The organism is Massilia varians (assembly GCF_027923905.1).
Lineage (GTDB): Bacteria > Pseudomonadota > Gammaproteobacteria > Burkholderiales > Burkholderiaceae_D > Telluria > Telluria varians_B.
On record NZ_AP026966.1, the window covers coordinates 1,736,347 to 1,753,170 of the forward strand.

At 53.6% G+C, this 16,824-nt stretch carries 15 protein-coding genes and 1 pseudogene; 12 read left to right on the forward strand and 4 right to left on the reverse strand.

Going from position 1 to position 16,824, the window contains the following annotated elements; genetic code table 11:
- Nucleotides 1–29 precede the first annotated feature (29 nt).
- The gene (locus MasN3_RS07975; RefSeq protein WP_281913416.1) at nt 30–1,151 is read right to left on the reverse strand and encodes an HNH endonuclease family protein; all 1,122 of its coding nucleotides are present in this window, start codon (nt 1,149–1,151) and stop codon (nt 30–32) included.
- Nucleotides 1,152–1,238: 87 nt separating this feature from the next.
- Between MasN3_RS07975 and MasN3_RS07980 the strand changes: the two genes are divergently transcribed.
- The 6 genes and pseudogenes from MasN3_RS07980 to MasN3_RS08005 all read left to right on the forward strand — a co-directional run bounded on the left by MasN3_RS07980 (nt 1,239) and on the right by MasN3_RS08005 (nt 5,153).
- Nucleotides 1,239–1,979, forward strand: coding sequence for a hypothetical protein (locus tag MasN3_RS07980; RefSeq protein WP_281913417.1), 741 nt, complete (start codon nt 1,239–1,241; stop codon nt 1,977–1,979).
- A 160-nt stretch (nt 1,980–2,139) separates the two neighbouring features.
- The gene (locus MasN3_RS07985) at nt 2,140–2,583 is read left to right on the forward strand and encodes a hypothetical protein (RefSeq protein ID WP_281913418.1); all 444 of its coding nucleotides are present in this window, start codon (nt 2,140–2,142) and stop codon (nt 2,581–2,583) included.
- 67 nt (nt 2,584–2,650) lie between these two features.
- Nucleotides 2,651–2,863, forward strand: a complete 213-nt coding sequence (locus MasN3_RS07990; protein WP_281913420.1) for a hypothetical protein — start codon at nt 2,651–2,653, stop codon at nt 2,861–2,863.
- Nucleotides 2,864–2,897: 34 nt separating this feature from the next.
- Nucleotides 2,898–3,359, forward strand: coding sequence for a DUF2924 domain-containing protein (locus MasN3_RS07995; protein ID WP_281913421.1), 462 nt, complete (start codon nt 2,898–2,900; stop codon nt 3,357–3,359).
- Complete coding sequence (locus MasN3_RS08000) at nt 3,356–4,705, forward strand: recombinase family protein (RefSeq protein ID WP_281913422.1); 1,350 nt, start codon at nt 3,356–3,358, stop codon at nt 4,703–4,705. Before MasN3_RS07995 ends, MasN3_RS08000 begins: the two co-directional genes overlap by 4 nt.
- Nucleotides 4,702–5,153, forward strand: a pseudogene (locus MasN3_RS08005) (hypothetical protein). Before MasN3_RS08000 ends, MasN3_RS08005 begins: the two are co-directional and overlap by 4 nt.
- A gap of 2 nt (nt 5,154–5,155) precedes the next feature.
- Here MasN3_RS08005 and MasN3_RS08010 read toward each other — a convergent pair.
- Together MasN3_RS08010 and MasN3_RS08015 are read right to left on the reverse strand one after the other, a co-directional pair.
- Nucleotides 5,156–5,476, reverse strand: coding sequence for a helix-turn-helix domain-containing transcriptional regulator (locus MasN3_RS08010; RefSeq protein ID WP_281913424.1), 321 nt, complete (start codon nt 5,474–5,476; stop codon nt 5,156–5,158).
- Between the two features lie 2 nt (nt 5,477–5,478).
- Nucleotides 5,479–5,817, reverse strand: coding sequence for a type II toxin-antitoxin system RelE/ParE family toxin (locus tag MasN3_RS08015; protein WP_281913426.1), 339 nt, complete (start codon nt 5,815–5,817; stop codon nt 5,479–5,481).
- 974 nt (nt 5,818–6,791) lie between these two features.
- Between MasN3_RS08015 and MasN3_RS08020 the strand changes: the two genes are divergently transcribed.
- Nucleotides 6,792–8,345, forward strand: a complete 1,554-nt coding sequence (locus MasN3_RS08020; protein ID WP_281913427.1) for an SIR2 family protein — start codon at nt 6,792–6,794, stop codon at nt 8,343–8,345.
- A gap of 888 nt (nt 8,346–9,233) precedes the next feature.
- Here MasN3_RS08020 and MasN3_RS08025 read toward each other — a convergent pair.
- A complete protein-coding gene (locus MasN3_RS08025; protein ID WP_281913429.1) occupies nt 9,234–9,956 on the reverse strand; it encodes an LEM-3-like GIY-YIG domain-containing protein in 723 nt (240 codons plus the stop codon).
- 526 nt (nt 9,957–10,482) lie between these two features.
- On the opposite strand from MasN3_RS08025, the gene MasN3_RS08030 reads away from it, so the two are divergent.
- The 5 genes from MasN3_RS08030 to MasN3_RS08050 all read left to right on the forward strand — a co-directional run bounded on the left by MasN3_RS08030 (nt 10,483) and on the right by MasN3_RS08050 (nt 16,698).
- Entirely contained in the window at nt 10,483–12,105 is a 1,623-nt protein-coding gene (locus MasN3_RS08030) for an AAA family ATPase (RefSeq protein ID WP_281913430.1), read from the forward strand.
- A gap of 148 nt (nt 12,106–12,253) precedes the next feature.
- The gene (locus MasN3_RS08035; protein WP_281913431.1) at nt 12,254–13,000 is read left to right on the forward strand and encodes a hypothetical protein; all 747 of its coding nucleotides are present in this window, start codon (nt 12,254–12,256) and stop codon (nt 12,998–13,000) included.
- 447 nt (nt 13,001–13,447) lie between these two features.
- Nucleotides 13,448–14,116 carry a hypothetical protein gene (locus MasN3_RS08040; protein ID WP_281913433.1) on the forward strand — a complete coding sequence of 223 codons (669 nt, stop codon included), beginning with the start codon at nt 13,448–13,450 and terminating at the stop codon, nt 14,114–14,116.
- A 100-nt stretch (nt 14,117–14,216) separates the two neighbouring features.
- The gene (locus MasN3_RS08045; RefSeq protein ID WP_281913434.1) at nt 14,217–15,242 is read left to right on the forward strand and encodes an IS5 family transposase; all 1,026 of its coding nucleotides are present in this window, start codon (nt 14,217–14,219) and stop codon (nt 15,240–15,242) included.
- 238 nt (nt 15,243–15,480) lie between these two features.
- Nucleotides 15,481–16,698 (forward strand): HEPN domain-containing protein, encoded by a 1,218-nt coding sequence (locus MasN3_RS08050; RefSeq protein ID WP_281913435.1) that lies wholly within the window; start codon nt 15,481–15,483, stop codon nt 16,696–16,698.
- Nucleotides 16,699–16,824: the final 126 nt, after the last annotated feature.

Genomic DNA, 16,824 nt, shown 5'->3' on the forward strand with positions numbered 1-16,824 from the left:
CAGATCTTTGTGCCGGGCCTCCAAGTCAGTCAGTGCAAACGCAGTCGTTGCCAGCAAGCGCTGTGAATTCGGTAGGCTTTCGACCGATCCTCGAAATAGCGCACCCGCTTACCAGCAAAGTCCAGGTTGCCCAGAGACGTGTTCTTGCGCCGTGACAGCAGCATCAGATTGCCAAGCCGGTGCAGCCACGCATCTCGCTGCTCCTCCGTGAAGTCTCTGATCCACTGGCTGTCTTTGCCCGGCGTCTGCGGCAGGATGTGCTCGACGCTGATTTCATTGGGCAGGTTCAACGGGGCTGCGTGACTGGCAAGCAGGTATTCCAAGCGCAGTAAGACGTACTTGGCAAAGCGGCGACCATAGATCGCCCCATCCAGCAGGGTTGCCAGTTGCTTGCCATCGAACTCAAACACCTTGCTGCTCAGCACCTCAGCAGGCGCTTCGGCAGCATCGATGGCCTTGAGCACATCGTTCATATTGCTGATGCGCTGGGTGGGGGTGAGCTGAACAATCCAGTCAGCAGAAAACTTGTTGTCGATGCGCTCGATCAGATCGAGCAATTGTTCTGCCCTGAACTTGCGATACCAGGCCAGCACGGGTGGAATCCAATCTGTGGACGGCAGCCCTTTTCGCATAACGTTTATGCGATTGCGATACGCATTGCCCAGGGCAGTTGGCAGACCTTCGAACTGAATGGCTTGATCAAAGGCATCCTTATACGCCTTGACGGCTTCGAATGTATCATTGCCCAGCGCCAGTAGTGGCGGCTTGGAGCCATAGATACGTTCGTCAAACTCTTTAAGCAGGCCTTCGCGCGCCTTGTCCTTCACATAAACCGTGCGCACCAACGAAAGGAAGCGGTCGAATTCATCGCGCCCCATTTCACCCTCAACCTCTTCCCAATATTCCGCCCACTTGCCGCGATCCTTCTCGCCCGTGATCGCTCCCAGGTTCTTGGCCTTGAGGATGTCGCTGTTTGACAGAGGGATGCCACGGTCGTTGAGAATGGTGAACAGGCGGAAGGCGTCGTCCAGGTCCTCCGTCGACACATAGATGAACAGCGCGTTATTCAGCAAGTAACCCACAAAACGGTCAAATTCGCCCGCAGACGGGAAGCGGTCGGCATCATCAAAACTGGCGTGGATGGTCTGCATACCAGCAGCCATATTTCCGAGTGAGAGGTTCTTGCTGGCAGCGATGCCTGGCAAGTCAATCAGCAATACCAGCGCGCCATCGATGCCTTGGTCGCCGCACGCCGTGTCGTCAACGGCTGGGACCCGAAGCCCGAGCCGGAACTGATCTGGTCTGTGCGCCGCGATGTGCTGGTGGCGATGGATGACCAGGATACCCTGGCACGCTTTGACCGCGACCACGCGCAGGATCTTGCCGCCGAACAGGCGGCGCGCCATGCCGCCACCCAGCAAGCACTGGAGGCACCGGCCCGGGTCAAGGCCCTGGAACAGTACATCACCGATCTGGCCGCCGAGATGGCACGCGATGTCGATGAGGGCTTCATCGTCACGGAGATGAAACGGCTGTTCGAGCCCAGCGCGCAGCGGATGCTGACAGCGGCGCAGACCTTTGTGCAGGCGTGGAGGGAGATGAGGACGGTGGAGTCGAGTCTGAAGAGTGCGTTTCGCCTGACTCACTGCAGCATCCAGGGTGATCGCCGCAGCGGTTACGAGATGCCCTTGATCGGCAAGGCCAACGATGACGACCTGTTGCCCAACCTGATCGAAGGCGTTGCCTATGACGATCTGGTTGACTTGAATCGCCAGTTCCGCCGATTGGACGATGCGCTGGCGCACCAGATCACTCAGCAACTGCGTGAGGCTGGAGTTCCTGTGGGGATGCTGCGTGTGTATCACCCCGGTGCTGCCAGCGACGACCGCCAGATCTACGCACCCGATCCGAATCCGCCGCGCAAGCGTCCGTCGGAGTCGCCCTTCGGCGGTGCCACCGTAGTCACGATCCAGACCTGAAGCACTGCACCCCGGGCGAAAGGGGTCCTTCCTGGCGAAAATCCAATGCGGGGGGCGCCAGCGCGCTGCCCTGCTACCGACAGGCCCTGACACGGGGTTACCAGTTACCAACCCGGTTACCACCCGGCGCCGTGCCGGGTTACCACTCAAGGAGCCTTTGATGAACCCGTCGACAGCATCCGAAGCCAGCAATGGCAACCGCAACGTGCAGGTTGAACGCCTGCAGCACTACAACCCTGAAGTCGAGCAGCGCGTGCAAGGCTGGTTTGCCAGCAGAGAGCCGCTGGTCTGGATTCCCATCCTCAGCCAGGAGAACTTCCCGGACGTCCCCCAACAACTGCTGGAGTTTGCCGCCCACTACCAGGAAGCCATGCGCTGGCCCATCCATCAGATGAAAGACCTGCTGCAGTTGCCCAATGGCATCACCGGTTGGTTGATGCCGGCCACGGCCAACGACACCGACGTGGCCTGCGGGGTGTGGGACGGCGAGATCTACATACTGGGCATCAAGGACCGGCGCATCGGCAAGCCGCAGACGCTGTTGGGAGAGCGTGTCGATGCTGCGACAGGGCAAGCCGACGAGTCCCAACAGAGCGCGGTTTGACTTGGCTTCTGGTCGCCATAGCGCGTTCATGGAGGTCCGCAAACCCCTCTCGACAAAGGAGATTCAGATGAAGATGACGACCGTCACTGCAATAGTGACCGACACCAATAGGTGCCCGCGTGGAGTCATGCCAGTACAGGTCGAATTTGACGCCTACGGCCCAGTGCGTGTTAAGCACGCCGGTCAGACCTACAGTTACACAGGAAAAGAGGGGGCGGCCTTGATCGGCACCTTGCGACGCGCGAGATGGCCACCATCGATGATGCTCGCCTTTGGATGACGCTTGACGCACTGCAGATCTGGGAGGCTTGAGAATGACGGGCCACCAAACTGCCTCCATTCGCGCACAGCTTGCGGCGCTGCCCTCCCTGCCGATGGCCGAACTCTGGGCGCTGTGGGACCAGCACTTCCCCCGGCGGCCCAGCCACCAGAACCGCAACTACGTGGAATCGCGTCTGGCCTACCGCATCCAGGAACTGGCCTACGGGGCGCTGCCGACCAACATCCGCAAGATGCTGGTCGAGGCCGGTGCCAAGCATTCCAAGATCAAGAGCGCCACCGGGCGCAGCACGCAAACCCTGCTGATGCCCGGCACGACCCTGATCCGGGAGTGGGATGAACGCGAGTACCGCGTGACCGTCACTCCCGATGGCCTGTATGCCCTGGATGGCCAAGTGTTCAAAAGCCTGTCAGCGGCGGCCCGCCACATCACGGGTACCCAATGGAACGGGCCGAAGTTTTTTGGATTGCGCAGCGGCAAGGGGGATGGTCAATGAAGGCGCCGTTGCTCGTTCCACCCAAGCGCTGCGCTGTGTACTGCCGTGTTTCCAGCGACGAACGGCTGGATCAGTCCTTCAATTCCATCGATGCGCAGAAAGAAGCCGGGCACGCTTTCATCAAGAGCCAGAGCCACGAGGGCTGGATCGCCGTGGCCGATGATTACGACGATCCCGGTTTCTCCGGCGGCAACATGGAGCGGCCCGCACTTCGGCGTCTGATGGCTGACATCCAGATGGGCAAGGTCGACATCGTGGTGGTTTACGAGATCGACCGGCTGTCCCGCTCGCTGGCGGATTTCGCACGGATGGTCGATGTGTTCGACCGGCATTGCGTCAGCTTCAGTGCCGTCACCCAGCAGATCAACTCGGCCACTTCAATGGGCAGGCTGATGCTCAACGTCCTGCTGTCGTTCGCGCAATTCGAGCGAGAGGTCACGGGTGAGCGCATCCGCGACAAAATCGCGGCCAGCAAGGCCAAGGGGATGTGGATGGGCGGGCCATTGCCGCTGGGCTACGACGTGCGTGATCGGCTGCTGATGATCAACGAAACCGAGGCTGCTCTGGTGCGACGCATCTTTGATGACTTCGTGACCGTCCGCTCGGCCACCCTGATGGCCAAGACCTACGGCGCTGAAGGCGTGGTCACCAAGGGCGGCAAGCGCTTCACCAAGCAGACCATCTACAAGATGCTGCACAACCGGATGTACTTGGGCGAGATCGTGCACAAGAGCCAGAGCTTCCCCGGCCAGCATCAGGCCATCATCACCCAGGCGCAGTGGGATGCGGTGCACGCACTGATCGCCACCGATGGGGTCGCGCGGCGGCGCGAAACCAACGACCGCCAGCGGGAACCGGTTTTGCTGCGTGGCCTGCTGTTCACGCCCGACGGCGAACGGCTGGTGCCCAGCTACACGCTAAAGAAAGGCAAGACCTACCGCTACTACACGCCGATCAGACACCGGCGGTTTGGCGCGTGGGCCAGCCAGCACGACCCGCTACCGGCCTCACCCATCGAGGAATTGGTGACCCAGCAGATCGTGGCAGCGCTGTCGGCTCCGCATCTGGTGCAGGCTGTGTGGGATCGGATTAGGGAAACCCGGCCAGCGATGCCGGAGCCCGAGGTAGTATTGCCGATGCGAAGTTTGGCTAGCCTATGGCAACAGTTGTTCCCCGTCGAACAGTGTCGACTGGCGCAGTTGCTGATCGAGCGCGTGGTGATTGCCGACGGCGGACTGGAGATCATCTGGCGCGATCAGGGCTGGCAGGAACTGGCAGGGGAGCTGATGTCCGGCACCATCGGCGCGGAATTGCAGGAATGGGAGCAGCAGGAGGTTGAGGCATGAAACCGAAAGTACAGACCTTGGGCAGCCCCATCGCCCGCGAGCGACGGGACGGGGGCCAGATGAAGCTGTCGACCTTCATCCACTCAAAATCCGAAAGCGCGGGGCCAGCAAGGTGGTGGTGCGGCCGGATGGGGCGGTCGAGTCGCCGGGCAAAGTCGCCAGCCAGATCGACCAGCCCTTGCTGGTGGCGCTGACGCGGGCTTTCTACTGGCAGCAACTGCTCGACGACGGGGTGGTCGGCAGTGGCAGTGAAATCGCCCAACGCGAAGGGCTGCACCACTCGACTGTCAACGAGTTGCTGCGCCTGACGCTGCTGGAGCCCGCCATCATCCAGACGATCCTGGCTGGCCGGCAACCCCGGTGTATGAGCCTGCTGTGGTTTCAGCGCAATCCGCTGCCGACCGACTGGGTGAGGCAGAGGGAGGTGGTGGCGGGGTTCGATTCTTGAAGTCAGGCCAACACCACATGCGTACGCACCTCGACCTTGAGGGCGCGTTTGATGGCCGCAAAGACCGCCGAGATGTTGCTCATGGTCGGGTTACCTGACTGCGACAGCATCCGGTGCAGACTCTTGGCGGGTTTGTGGATTTCCTCGGCCAGCGCCTCGAAGCCAACGGTGGCATTCACAAGGTCGCGCAGGATCAACTTGGCCGATTCCGGTTCGCCATTGACGAACAGGGTGATGGCCTCATCCAGAAGCGCCTGCGCAAAGGCCGGTTCGTTCTGTACACGAGCGGCCAAGGTTTCTTTGAAATCACGGGTCAGTGCCATGTTCACTTTCCTTGTCTGGTTGATGCCTTGCGGCGTTTGTAGTCTTCCCACAGCGCTATCGCCTGGTCGATGTCCTGTTGCTGGCGCTTCTTGGTGCCGCCGCCGATCAGGATGATGATCTTCAGACCATCCTTGGCCAGGTAGATGCGCAAGCCCGGTCCCCAATCAATCTTGTACTCGCCAATGCCACGGAACCACTCCACATTGGACAGGTTGCCCAGTTCCATTCGGCTCACCGCCACACGCACCTTAGCGGCTGCAACGGCCTCGAGCGATCCGAACCACTCCGCGAAGGGGCTGTCGCCATCGTCCAGCAGCAGTTCTTTGATCTGGTAGCTCATGGGTCTAATGGTAACGTATAAGTTCCCATTGCGCCAGCATGGACGGTTGGTTGCCTGACCGGTGGTCTTGGTTGACGATGAACCGGCGCGCGTAAGTCGTTGATTTTGCGAGAGCCTGATCTGCGCCTACCCGCAGGCGAAACAGAGAATAGAGACGGCTATGGCCGAGAAAACGGCAAATTCTGGCATTCTGGCGAGGTGCCACCCGCAGCACTTTCGCCGATCACCCGGTGGAAAAGGCAAAAGGAAAGGGCCCGGAGAATATCCGAGCCCTTGTGTATGGTGGAGGCGGCGGGAATCGAACCCTTATATAAGGAGATTTCTTCCTTTATGAGTGAGTGAGTGAGTGGTAGTGTTAGAGCGCGGCGCATCACTATAAAGCGCACGGATGTGCGCGTTTATTTTAGCAGAAAGGATTCTTCACAAATCCCAAGAAAGTGCTGCTAGACCCCGCTGAACCTGGTAACGGTTTCCTCTAGCGGGAGCATTCGAAGGGGACCGCATCGCACAGAGCAAGATGGGCCGCATAAGGTGAGACTTTATGCGAGCTTTGCCCAAATCGATCGCTGAGATCTAAGGAGCTATTCGAGCACGCTAAAGCAACTTGCTCGGTCTCGCTAGCTCTCTGACCTGAGCATGAGGGGTAGGCAGCAGAGCTTCGAGCAAAGCGTCGACGAGTTCCATAAGGGTGAGACTTTATGCGAACCTTGCCTTTAAGCGCGACACGCTTCCGCCAGGGCCAAAATCAATCGTCCGCTGAGCCGTCACGCCTTGAATACCTGTTCCTTGCCCTCCGGGCACTGGCAAACAGATGGTCAGCCACTGTCCTGCCTCCGCGCAGTCAGGCCTTTCCGTTACCGAGATGAGTAAGGGGCAACTGCAATCTTCTGAACTGTTGTGAAATATTGCTTAGAAGTTATTTTGAGCATGAGATACACTAGGCGGACCACCACTTCTTGCCGCTGGGATGTGTTATGAACATCGAACAAACTCTTACCGAACTCTTTAAGCTAAAAGGAGCTGGACCGTTCCTGTTTGTGGGCTCGGGATTCTCGCGACGCTATTTGGGGCTAGAAGACTGGAAAGGGTTGCTCTCAAAGTTTTGCGTTATGGGTAAACCATTTGAGTTTTACCTCGCAAGTGCAGATGGAAATTACCCAGCTGCCGCTAAACTCATTGCTCAAGAATTTAACGGCTACTGGTGGAAAGCGCCTGAATATGCTGACAGTGTAGCGTTGAACTCTTCAAAGATAACTCACTCTACCACTGCATTGCGTATAGAAATTTCTCGTTATCTATCGAAGCTAGGTGAGGTCGACGCAAAAGCATCAGGGTATCCAGAAGAGGTGGCACTTTTATCAACTTTAAATGTTGATGGCATCATCACGACCAATTGGGATCTTTTTTTAGAACAGTTATATCCAGATTATAAAAAGTACATTGGCCAGAACGAGTTGCTATTCTCCAATCCTCAGGAAGTCGGTGAGATTTATAAGATTCATGGATGTGCAACTAGGCCGGCTTCATTGATATTGACGTCTGATGATTACGGAGAATTCAACGAGCGAAACCCTTACTTGGCTGCGAAGCTAATAACAATATTTGTCGAGCACCCAGTTGTTTTTCTTGGTTATTCCATTTCTGATGAAAATGTTGCAAGTTTGCTTAGATCGATTTCGATGTGTGTTGGAAAGGATAATATCGAACAGCTTCGTCAAAACTTGATATTTGTCCAGCGTCTGGATGGTGAAGAACAGAGTGGTGTTTCTGATACATACCTTACCATCGAAGGAATTCAGATCCCGCTTGTATTAGTTAAGACAAACGATTACGCCGAGATTTATAGAGCGTTAGCGGCGACTAAAAGGAAAATCCCAGCCCGGATTTTGCGATATTGCAAGGAGCAGTTATACGAATTGGTGGCTTCCTCCGAACCCGAACGAAAGATAGCAGTCGTCGATATCGATTCAATTCAAGATAAGAGTAATTTGGAATTTGTTGTCGGTGTAGGTGTAAAGGCCCTCGCAGAAGGGGAGATTGCAGCCATAGGGTATGAAACGATAGAGGTGGCTGACCTTATTCATGATCTCCTTTATGAGGACAAAAACTATGATGCGGAAGGCATTCTTGCCTCTGTCGTTAAAAGAGCTGGTAGGAATACTAGGTACGTGCCAGTTTATAAATACCTAAGGGAAGTTGGTATTCAAAGCGAACAAGATTATCAGGCGAGCGGTTTGAATTTAGAGAAGTGGACTGCGGGTAAGCTGTCGGAATTTCCTCTGAAGATGTATGCTGGGCAGTTTTTCAAAAAGCGCCACCAGAGTATCGAGGAAATTATTGCAAGCTCTACCCCCGAAAATGCGGCTGCTTTGATTCCATTTCTCCCAAAAGAAAAAATAAAGTTGGATATACTGCGCGGATTTCTAATCGAGCATGAAGAAAAGATGGCGTATGATAAATCGAGCTATGCGAGCCATTTCAAAAAGCTGGCCATAATTTATGATCGTCTCAAGTGGGGGTGGCAGTAGATAGGAAAATAGATGTTAGTGCTTGCAATGTCAGAGATTTCGTAAAAAAAAGTGCTATGGAACTAAAGGCGTTTCGGTTGCGTGGGAATGGGGTATTCACGTAATCCCGACTCCGCAGCTCGTGCCGAACTATCAGGAAAAAAGCATGCACAGGCGACAAACGTCTTATGCGCGACATTGCTTCAGCGGATAGCTCTCGGACTCGATGACTTATGCATAACATAAATACTTGGGCGGATTTTAAATGAACTTCCGAAGGGCATTGGCTATTGCCGCGCTGGTTGATTACGACAATCGACGCCGAGAGCGTGAGGATCGTCAAAGGGAATATGAAGAACGGCGGCGCCGAAATCATGAAGAGCAAAGAGAGCGATTGATTTCCAATATCGAAAGATGGGAAGCGTCTATGGTACGTGTGCAGGAAAAGCTCCAAAGAACTCTCTATAATAGAGAAAGAAATAGGGAGCGACTTTCTAAAGCTCTTGCTTATTTGGACAGGCTTAATTCGGAAAAGACCAAAACTTGGCTTGAGAGACAACACGAACTGAGTCAAACACATAGATCAGTCGAGAGACGGACTGAAGCTAAGGCGCGAATCCAGAGTCATGAGGAAAAAATTAGGTCTGTCACTGAGCAGATAGTTTTACTCAATGAGTGGCTGAGAGAAGGGAATGAGCTTGAGTACGGGCTTCGGTGTAGGATATCGGAGTTGCAATCAAAAATATCTGATGGGCGTTACAAACTGACCGGAATTTAAAGCCTCATTCTTATAAATGAAAGGGCTGAGTTCCACTAGGGTACGCTTAGCATGGCTCCTGAACATCATCGAGCTATACCTGAGGCTTTCGTCTCCGGAAGCAGTGACTTAACGTTTTGGGCCCGTGCTCATTACCAAGTATATCGAACCGGACTCGCTGCACCTCGCTTACGATATTTGCTAGGGATACGCTTTCCGACGTACTGAGTCTTTATGTCGAGCGCGGCCTCTTTTCCTTCGAACCCGTAGCGCTCTGGCTCGGATTCTCGCCCTGGGAAGTTCTCTTCAGTCGCCTCTAACCATCGATCAACTGTGAATACGCCAACGATCAATCCCTGTGAAACCGCAAGCACTACCTCTGCGTGTGCCACTTTTCTTGGATCTACCCTCCACGCAAACCGTGTCGCTTCGTATAACGACGTTTCTGCCGCGGAACGATTGACCTTGATAAGTAGGGCGCGATGCGAAAACGTCGCTTCTTCAGCCGCATAGCGGCGTATTATCTCACTAGCGTGCATTACGCCGAAGTCGACGCTACCGATGCCACCGGCCACATTTGTAAGCCCGGCGTAAGCGTCCATTAGCGCCGCTTCAACTTCGAATGCTGTCTTTTCTTCCATTCCGTGTCGATGAATTACGTGAGATACCTCGAAGCCTCCAATAATAATTTCCCTGATGCGTTTCAGCTTATCCCCAATATCATGGCCGTCCAAATTTGCCCGTGCATGTGCGAAGACACGGTTACCGGTGCCTTTCCCTACGTAAAACGTCTCGCCGTTTCGAGGGTCAATAAGGCGGTAGACGTACCACTTAAGCATTTTGATAACTTCGGGCGCAAAAAATACCTCAGTCATTATAATGAGACGTAGAGTGTAAAGGGTTATTAGGGTTTAGACGAAACCAATCATGTAGCCGTGGCACATTGTCACGGTATGGAAGCGCACACCATTGCGACAAGCGTTCACTCGACGGTTCTGCCCCATCGGTCCTGCCTGTCGGCAGGCCGCCAGCGTTGAACCCTGAGTATATCGCAGCCTCGCACGGTATCGTGACGGAGCATGCCCAAGCCAGTCTACAGGATATTGCCGACGAGGTGCATCGTCGCTGTGAAGTCCGCGTCTGTGCAGCTGCGATACGTTGCGCGTTACGTGCGCAAGGAGCGTAGGTGTGCTTATCAAACAGAAGGGATAGTGTGATGGAGCTGCGGGCGATTGCGCTCGGCATTAACTATGTATATCAAAAAACAGCCTTGCCAGCAGAGCAATACGGGCCGTACACTGAGCCTTACGAACGGCCGGGCTCGGCCAGGTAAGCGATTCACTCAAACCAGCGGCTTCCCCCGCCATAAGATCAACTTTCTGAGCCATTCCAAACGAACCCATGCAAATAAAAGTATTCCTATCGAGATGGGTGCCGCCTTCCCCTCAATCAAATAATGAGACGGAAATCTTTATCGTTCCATCAACCAATAGATGGAACGATTTTGGTTACAGCTTGATGGTTGATATGATTATTCGACATGCGGGAAGAGACATAGTATTGAGCACTAGGGTCAAAGCGTATATTGATGGCGAAAATAATACTAGTGCGTTCTTGGGCCGCCTTGACGCCCCCGTCGAGATATCAGCGGATGATAGTGGGTTAAAATTTTCCACGTTTCTCGGCCGCCAGGATAATTATGTCTATCTGTTAATGCAGATCTCGCCTGAGGATACGCGAGAAATTCTGCTCGCAGCAAACGATATTGCCGCGTGCAGGTTGTTCACACCGAACGACACGACGTTCCTGGCAATGCTTGAAACAAATGCAGTCCAGATGTCTTTTTTACGCACGAGCGAGGCATACCTCAGTTTTATTGGGCTGAAAAAGCTTTTTCTGCGGGCTCGGGAAGGTGTCTCCAAGCTGATGCCGAACTTCGAGCTTCAGTTTCTTGAGACGATATCAACTTCCGGATCATTAATGGCTCTGGACTTCAAGCCCGACTCCCTTGGGCAGAATTTAATTCATGCCTTCATTGGCCGTAATGGTTTGGGAAAAACGCGATTACTGATGGACATAGCATCAACCCTTTCAGGCTTCTCACCATCCGATGTTGCGGAAGAGTCGCGTGAATGGGTGAGGCAAGTGATCGAAAAGAACCAGCGACGCGTCGTTGTACTGACACACGAACCGGATCGATGGAAGCGGTTTGCCGATAAAAAAGTCAAGATAGTTCCGTTGAATGTGTTTGGCCAAGCCTGGATCCAGCTCGCACAGCCTCTTTTCGATCTTGTTAGTAGTTCGGCCGATGATCGTTCGGATTTCAGTTGGAGCGCCTTGCACCGGATTGCTCGGGACCACATTCCTATTGAAAAGTTACATTTTCCTCGGAAAGACGGAGTATATGTCCACTGGAAGTCGATCGAGGCCATGTTCGACAAAGAAGCATCGACTCCGGCAAAAGATTTTGACCAAACAAGACCGGTCGAGTTTATCGATGAGGATGGGAATTCGCTTGAAATTAGCGCGGGCCAGAAAGTCATCCTGACATTCCTCACCCGGTTATATGATGGAGCACACGAAAATACCGTATACCTGTTCGACGAGCCCGAGGTACATTTGCATCCTCAATTCATATCGCTCGTGATGCTTATCCTCTACGACGCGTTGGCAGCGACTCAATCGATCGCAATAATATCAACACACTCACCTTATGTAATCCGTGAACTCGACAAGAATTATGTTACGGTGATAAAGCCGAGTGACGAGGAAGGAGTCGACTTTGCCCGGCCAACGCTTCAAACGCGGGGAGGAAGTATTGGCGCGATATCTCAATTTGTTTTCGAACACTCTGATGCGACGTCTCTGACTCGATCTCGCTTAATGGAGTTCATAATGGATCGTGCCACAGACAGCATTCACCCAGATCTCCTACGAGATTTACGCGGATTAGTCGGCACGGAGGGCGTAAATAGCATCCCTGAAATTATGGCGCAAGGAAGCGATGACAAATTACCTAGGTAAGCCGAAGTGGACGGATTATCGGGATCTCGGAGACTTCTGCAGAGGCGACTTGGATCTGCAGCCTTTCCATTCATCTCTACGTAGAGCCTACACGGATTATTGGCTTAATTGCCGGAATCCGTATGGCGCGTTTCGACATGGGGAAAATTTGGGATCCACCGCCGCCCAGAAATTAAAAAGCAAGTACAAATCCGGTGCGCCATTGACCAAGTTAATCAAGAAGCGATTGCCGATGCGGCAAGGATTAAGTGCATGCCCCTATTGCGGATTGCAAAAAAATGTAACCGCCGACCACTATCTGCCAAAGGCACACTTTCCGCAATATTCTTCCTTCAGCCAAAATCTGGTTCCTAGTTGTTCGGATTGTCAAGGCAGTAACGCTAAGGGACAATGGTTTCCCGGCTATCGAGATAAACGAGAGCCTGCATCCACACGCGGGCGGAGCCCACTGCAGCGTCTTTGGCACCCGTATTTCGACAGATTTCTTCGTTACAAGGTAATCAGCGCCGAATTCGAACCAAAAACAAAACTAGATGATATTAGGTTTTTCGCTACAGGAAAGGATCGGACGCATTCAAAACTGGTGGATTTTCATCTTGGAAAAATCAATTTGAATCGCGAAGCGCTGACACACGTACAAGCTTATTGGGAGGCACTGATCTTAAGCTTTACCATCAATCCTGCGAAGGATCTCGGTGCCTTACGAACGGTCGTGGAGGGTAAGATGACGGACGCCTACCTGGAGTGTCGTACTTACAATGGAGTGGAGTTCGTTTTCTACCACGCCATATACACCTCGCCCCGAAAGCTCCGCTTTCTTTTTGACATCTCCAAAGCGAGTAAGCCGCCAATGAATGCTTTATTGCCTAAGGGGAAATACTACAAAAATAAATGATCTAAGAGCGCCTAACAAAACCTTCTAGTTGCTCAGCAGGCAACAGCTGGGTACACTGAACCGTATCTATCGTCCGCTATCGGCCTATTGTGTTGAAAAAGTCGGGCGGCAACTTTTATAACGAATTTTCGGTGATGTCGACAGCCCAACTAACTCGCATTCGTGCCATGGTGGCCGTTTTGGACAGTCGAGTTACCGTTTCACCGTTTCCGACCGACACTGGAGCCGAGTTTTTCAACAAAATAGGCCAATAGCGGACGTTCACATCGACAACGCGGGCATTAAGATGGCAGTCCTGTTCGCAGCTAGACTGGTCCAAATCGGAGGCACGATGATCGCCCGGCTGGCGGGTGTCACAGTAATCATTGACGTGCTCAACAACAGGTAGTTCGCAGCATGGTATACGGATGAGCTACACTGCCAGTTCTTCAACTCGGGTAACAACGAATGACGGACGAAATTTTGGCAAAGCTCGCGGCCATGTCGGACATTTGGGAAAAGCTGATTGTCTTGCTGATCGGCTGGCTGATGGGCTTGCTAGCGCCCACTATTGTGGATGGCATCAAGCGCAAGCGTGAAAACAAGCTTGGCCGGGAAGCGATCCTCGCTGAACTGCATGACTTGAGCAGTGTGCTCGCCACAGTGACGTATTTGGTGCGGATTCGCGAGGGTACGCTCGACCGAGACTTCTTCATCTGGCTTAAGAGCATCTACGACTGGGGTGAACGCACGGAAGAGTACACGAATCGGAGCAAGCGCATCGACATTCAGCTCGCGTGGTCGGATGAAGAGATCGCTCAGTTTGCTGCCCTTGGTGAGCAGAACGACGGCAAATCGGCTGTTTTGCAGAAGTACCCGGTCCCGCTGCTGGACTCGCGAGTATCGGCGCTGTGGTCCTTCGACACCGACTTCCAGCGAAAGCTGTTGGAGATTCGGCAGCTCTCGCATCGATTAGACGATTTGGTCGATCGCTCGCGCAAGTTGCATGACATGACGTTCTCCACTCTGAGCGACGAAAATCGCGCGGCCGTACAGAATAATATCCAGGAAACACTGTCACTCTACGGTCGAACTGCCAAGCGCACGGTAGACAAGATCGTTGCGTTGAAGGGTTAACCGTCTATTAGGAAAAAGCCGCAACGAGATCAAAGGGCACCTCGAAAAACCCTCCCGAATCTGTCATGATGCTGTCGCCTCGAACCTGACGTAAATTTTCATGATCAAGACCAGTTTGTTTGCCGACCAGGAGCGCGAAGCCAAGCTGAACAAGCTTGGCGATGCGCTGCGGGTGTTGGAGCAGCATGTCGACTTCGTTGCCCTTGCCGCCGAAGTCGATCGTGCGGCACCGCGTCCCAGCCGCGAACGCGGCGGCCGTCCACCGTTCCCCACCGAACTGATGGTGCGCGTGCTGCTGATCCAGCAGTTGTTCAACTTGAGCGATGAGCAGATGGAATTCCAGCTGCTTGATCGCCTGAGCTTTCAGCGTTTCGTCGGACTGCGCGCCAGCAGCCAGATCCCGGACCGAACGACGATCTGGACTTTCAAGGAGCGCCTGATCCAAGCCGGCGCCAGCGAGAGCATTTTCGATGCGGTCAATCGCCAGTTGTCCATGCACGGCTACATTGCTCGCGGCGGCCAAATGATCGACGCGAGCATCGTGCAGGCGCCCAGGCAGTCGCTGAGCAAGGAAGAGAAAGCCCTGGTCAGCGAAGGCGCGATGCCGGCCGACTGGAAGCCAGCCAAACGGCGCCAGAAAGATACGGACGCGCGCTGGACGAAAAAGCACGGCAAGTCCTATTTCGGCTACAAGGTCTCGGCCAACGCCGACAAGCGCTACAAGCTGGTACGCAAGATCAAAGTGAGCACGGCCAGCGAACACGACACCACGCATTTCGAGGAAGTGCTCGACCCTGCCAACACAAATCGGAACATCCTGGCTGACAAGGGCTATGTCGATGGCGAGCGTGAAGCGAGGCTGAGCAAGCAAGGCTGGCGCATGCAGATTCAGCGCAAGGGCAGCAAAGACAAGCCGATCTCGGAGACCCAGGAGCGCCGCAACCGCCGCATCGCCAAGACCCGCGCCCGCGTCGAGCATGTCTTCGCCGCCCTGGCGCAGATGGGTGGCAAGGCCTTGCGTTCGATCGGCCTGGCGCGCGCCACGCTGCACCTGAGCTGGAAGGTAGCTGTATACAACTTACAGCGCCTCGTCTATTTGAAGGAGGCCCGGATCGAGGCGTTCTGACGCCCAGGGTCCGTCCGGACCACTGAAATCGAGCACCGCAGCCTGAAAAACAGGCCGAGAAACGGCGTCGCTCGCGCATTTCCGGCCACACTCAAACGCTCGGCCCGCTGATGGCGGCAAAATCAAGGGTTATTCGAGGTGCCCCAAAGGCCACCTTCGGCCAGGACCGGCCGTTGAGGCTGATTTAAGGCTAGCTGACTGCCTTACAATTATTAGGTTGCAAATGCTAGAGCTAACCATGAATGAGCAAGTTGACGTTACAGGATTAGTGAACCGCATGATCGGATATGCGGTTCAGGGCTTTATTCCTCCTAAAGCACGTAAGTTTCCTCGGAACGCACACGGTATATCTATCCCTCCAGATTCTGTCCCGGACTATTATGCAGCTGTCCGCGATCTATTTCAACGTGAAAAAGCCATAACCACTACCTATTCGCCGATCACATTTGAAAAAGAAGTCGTCAAGTTTATCGCACCCTTTGTAATTGGATCGCAACAAGTCGACAGGAAGGCTGTGACTGCGTTTCTGCAGGAGCTTAAGAGCCGACCATTCATTTCACATGATGTGTTCCGGCCAATTCACCGAATAATAAAAAGGGCGGAATCAGGGCCGGTAGTGCTCGGGAATTACGTTATCTACCACATTGATAATGATGCGACTGCACTCAATGAAGCGCTAAGGGGGACGATCGATGAGACCTTAATGGATACATCTGATCCCTACCTCATTCGCTGTACTGTAGATGCTCGGGACCAATTGATTGCTTTAGAACTAGCAGATGCGCGCTATGAGCAGTTTGAAAACGCAATCTACTGCATGTTGGGGCCTGAAAGCGCCTTTGCTCCTACAATCTTCGGATCACCCGGACCTATTGCAAAGAAAACAATAGTGATGAGTAAGGCGACGTGGTCGTCTTCAATTGGTAGCGATTCTGCTGCTAACGATCTAGACATAGATGATCCTTATTTCCTCAAGTCAGAAGTTGGATTCGACAGGATATGGGCTCATTTAGGGGCGAAGTCAAACACCAAACTTATGCAGAAGATTTTGCTAGCAGTCGACTGGGTAGGGCAGTCAATTGCTGAGAAAGTTTCGTCGAGCGCATTCATTAAAGCCGCTATTGCTTTAGAAGTCCTATTTACCCCTGAAAAAGGTAGCTTTGCTCCTTCAATCGTTTTTCAAATTACAGAGAATGTAACCCTTTTGCTTGGCAAAGATGAAGAGTCTCGAGCCCGTGGCGAACGCGAGTTTAAACGGCTCTACGACATACGCTCAAGTATCGCGCATGCTGGCAAGACCGACGTTGAGCGAACGGACCTCGTTTCTATTCAAGAGATGGCGAGGCAGGTGATATTCAAGTTATTAACGGCGCCTTCTGTTAAGGATTGTGCTACTCCCGACGACCTAAGTAAGGTGCTAAAAAAATTAAAATACAGTTGCCCACCTATCAACTAAGCTTTCGTTTTTCTGATCCTAAGGTTCGCGGTGAAAGACGTGGGCAGCTCGATATTTGGATAGTAGCGAACGGGATGCAAGATAGAATGTAATAAACGCTGAGAGTTCTACTCAGTGTGGCTATCT

What these genes read in the sequence shown, in the direction of transcription:
- MasN3_RS07975 (WP_281913416.1), bottom strand. Translation starts at nt 1,151, where the DNA reads ATGCAGACCATCCACGCCAGTTTTGATGATGCCGACCGCTTCCCGTCT.
- MasN3_RS07985 (WP_281913418.1), top strand. Translation starts at nt 2,140, where the DNA reads ATGAACCCGTCGACAGCATCCGAAGCCAGCAATGGCAACCGCAACGTG.
- MasN3_RS07990 (WP_281913420.1), top strand. Translation starts at nt 2,651, where the DNA reads ATGAAGATGACGACCGTCACTGCAATAGTGACCGACACCAATAGGTGC.
- MasN3_RS07995 (WP_281913421.1), top strand. Translation starts at nt 2,898, where the DNA reads ATGACGGGCCACCAAACTGCCTCCATTCGCGCACAGCTTGCGGCGCTG.
- MasN3_RS08000 (WP_281913422.1), top strand. Translation starts at nt 3,356, where the DNA reads ATGAAGGCGCCGTTGCTCGTTCCACCCAAGCGCTGCGCTGTGTACTGC.
- MasN3_RS08010 (WP_281913424.1), bottom strand. Translation starts at nt 5,476, where the DNA reads ATGGCACTGACCCGTGATTTCAAAGAAACCTTGGCCGCTCGTGTACAG.
- MasN3_RS08015 (WP_281913426.1), bottom strand. Translation starts at nt 5,817, where the DNA reads ATGAGCTACCAGATCAAAGAACTGCTGCTGGACGATGGCGACAGCCCC.
- MasN3_RS08020 (WP_281913427.1), top strand. Translation starts at nt 6,792, where the DNA reads ATGAACATCGAACAAACTCTTACCGAACTCTTTAAGCTAAAAGGAGCT.
- MasN3_RS08025 (WP_281913429.1), bottom strand. Translation starts at nt 9,956, where the DNA reads ATGACTGAGGTATTTTTTGCGCCCGAAGTTATCAAAATGCTTAAGTGG.
- MasN3_RS08030 (WP_281913430.1), top strand. Translation starts at nt 10,483, where the DNA reads ATGCAAATAAAAGTATTCCTATCGAGATGGGTGCCGCCTTCCCCTCAA.
- MasN3_RS08040 (WP_281913433.1), top strand. Translation starts at nt 13,448, where the DNA reads ATGACGGACGAAATTTTGGCAAAGCTCGCGGCCATGTCGGACATTTGG.
- MasN3_RS08045 (WP_281913434.1), top strand. Translation starts at nt 14,217, where the DNA reads ATGATCAAGACCAGTTTGTTTGCCGACCAGGAGCGCGAAGCCAAGCTG.
- MasN3_RS08050 (WP_281913435.1), top strand. Translation starts at nt 15,481, where the DNA reads ATGAATGAGCAAGTTGACGTTACAGGATTAGTGAACCGCATGATCGGA.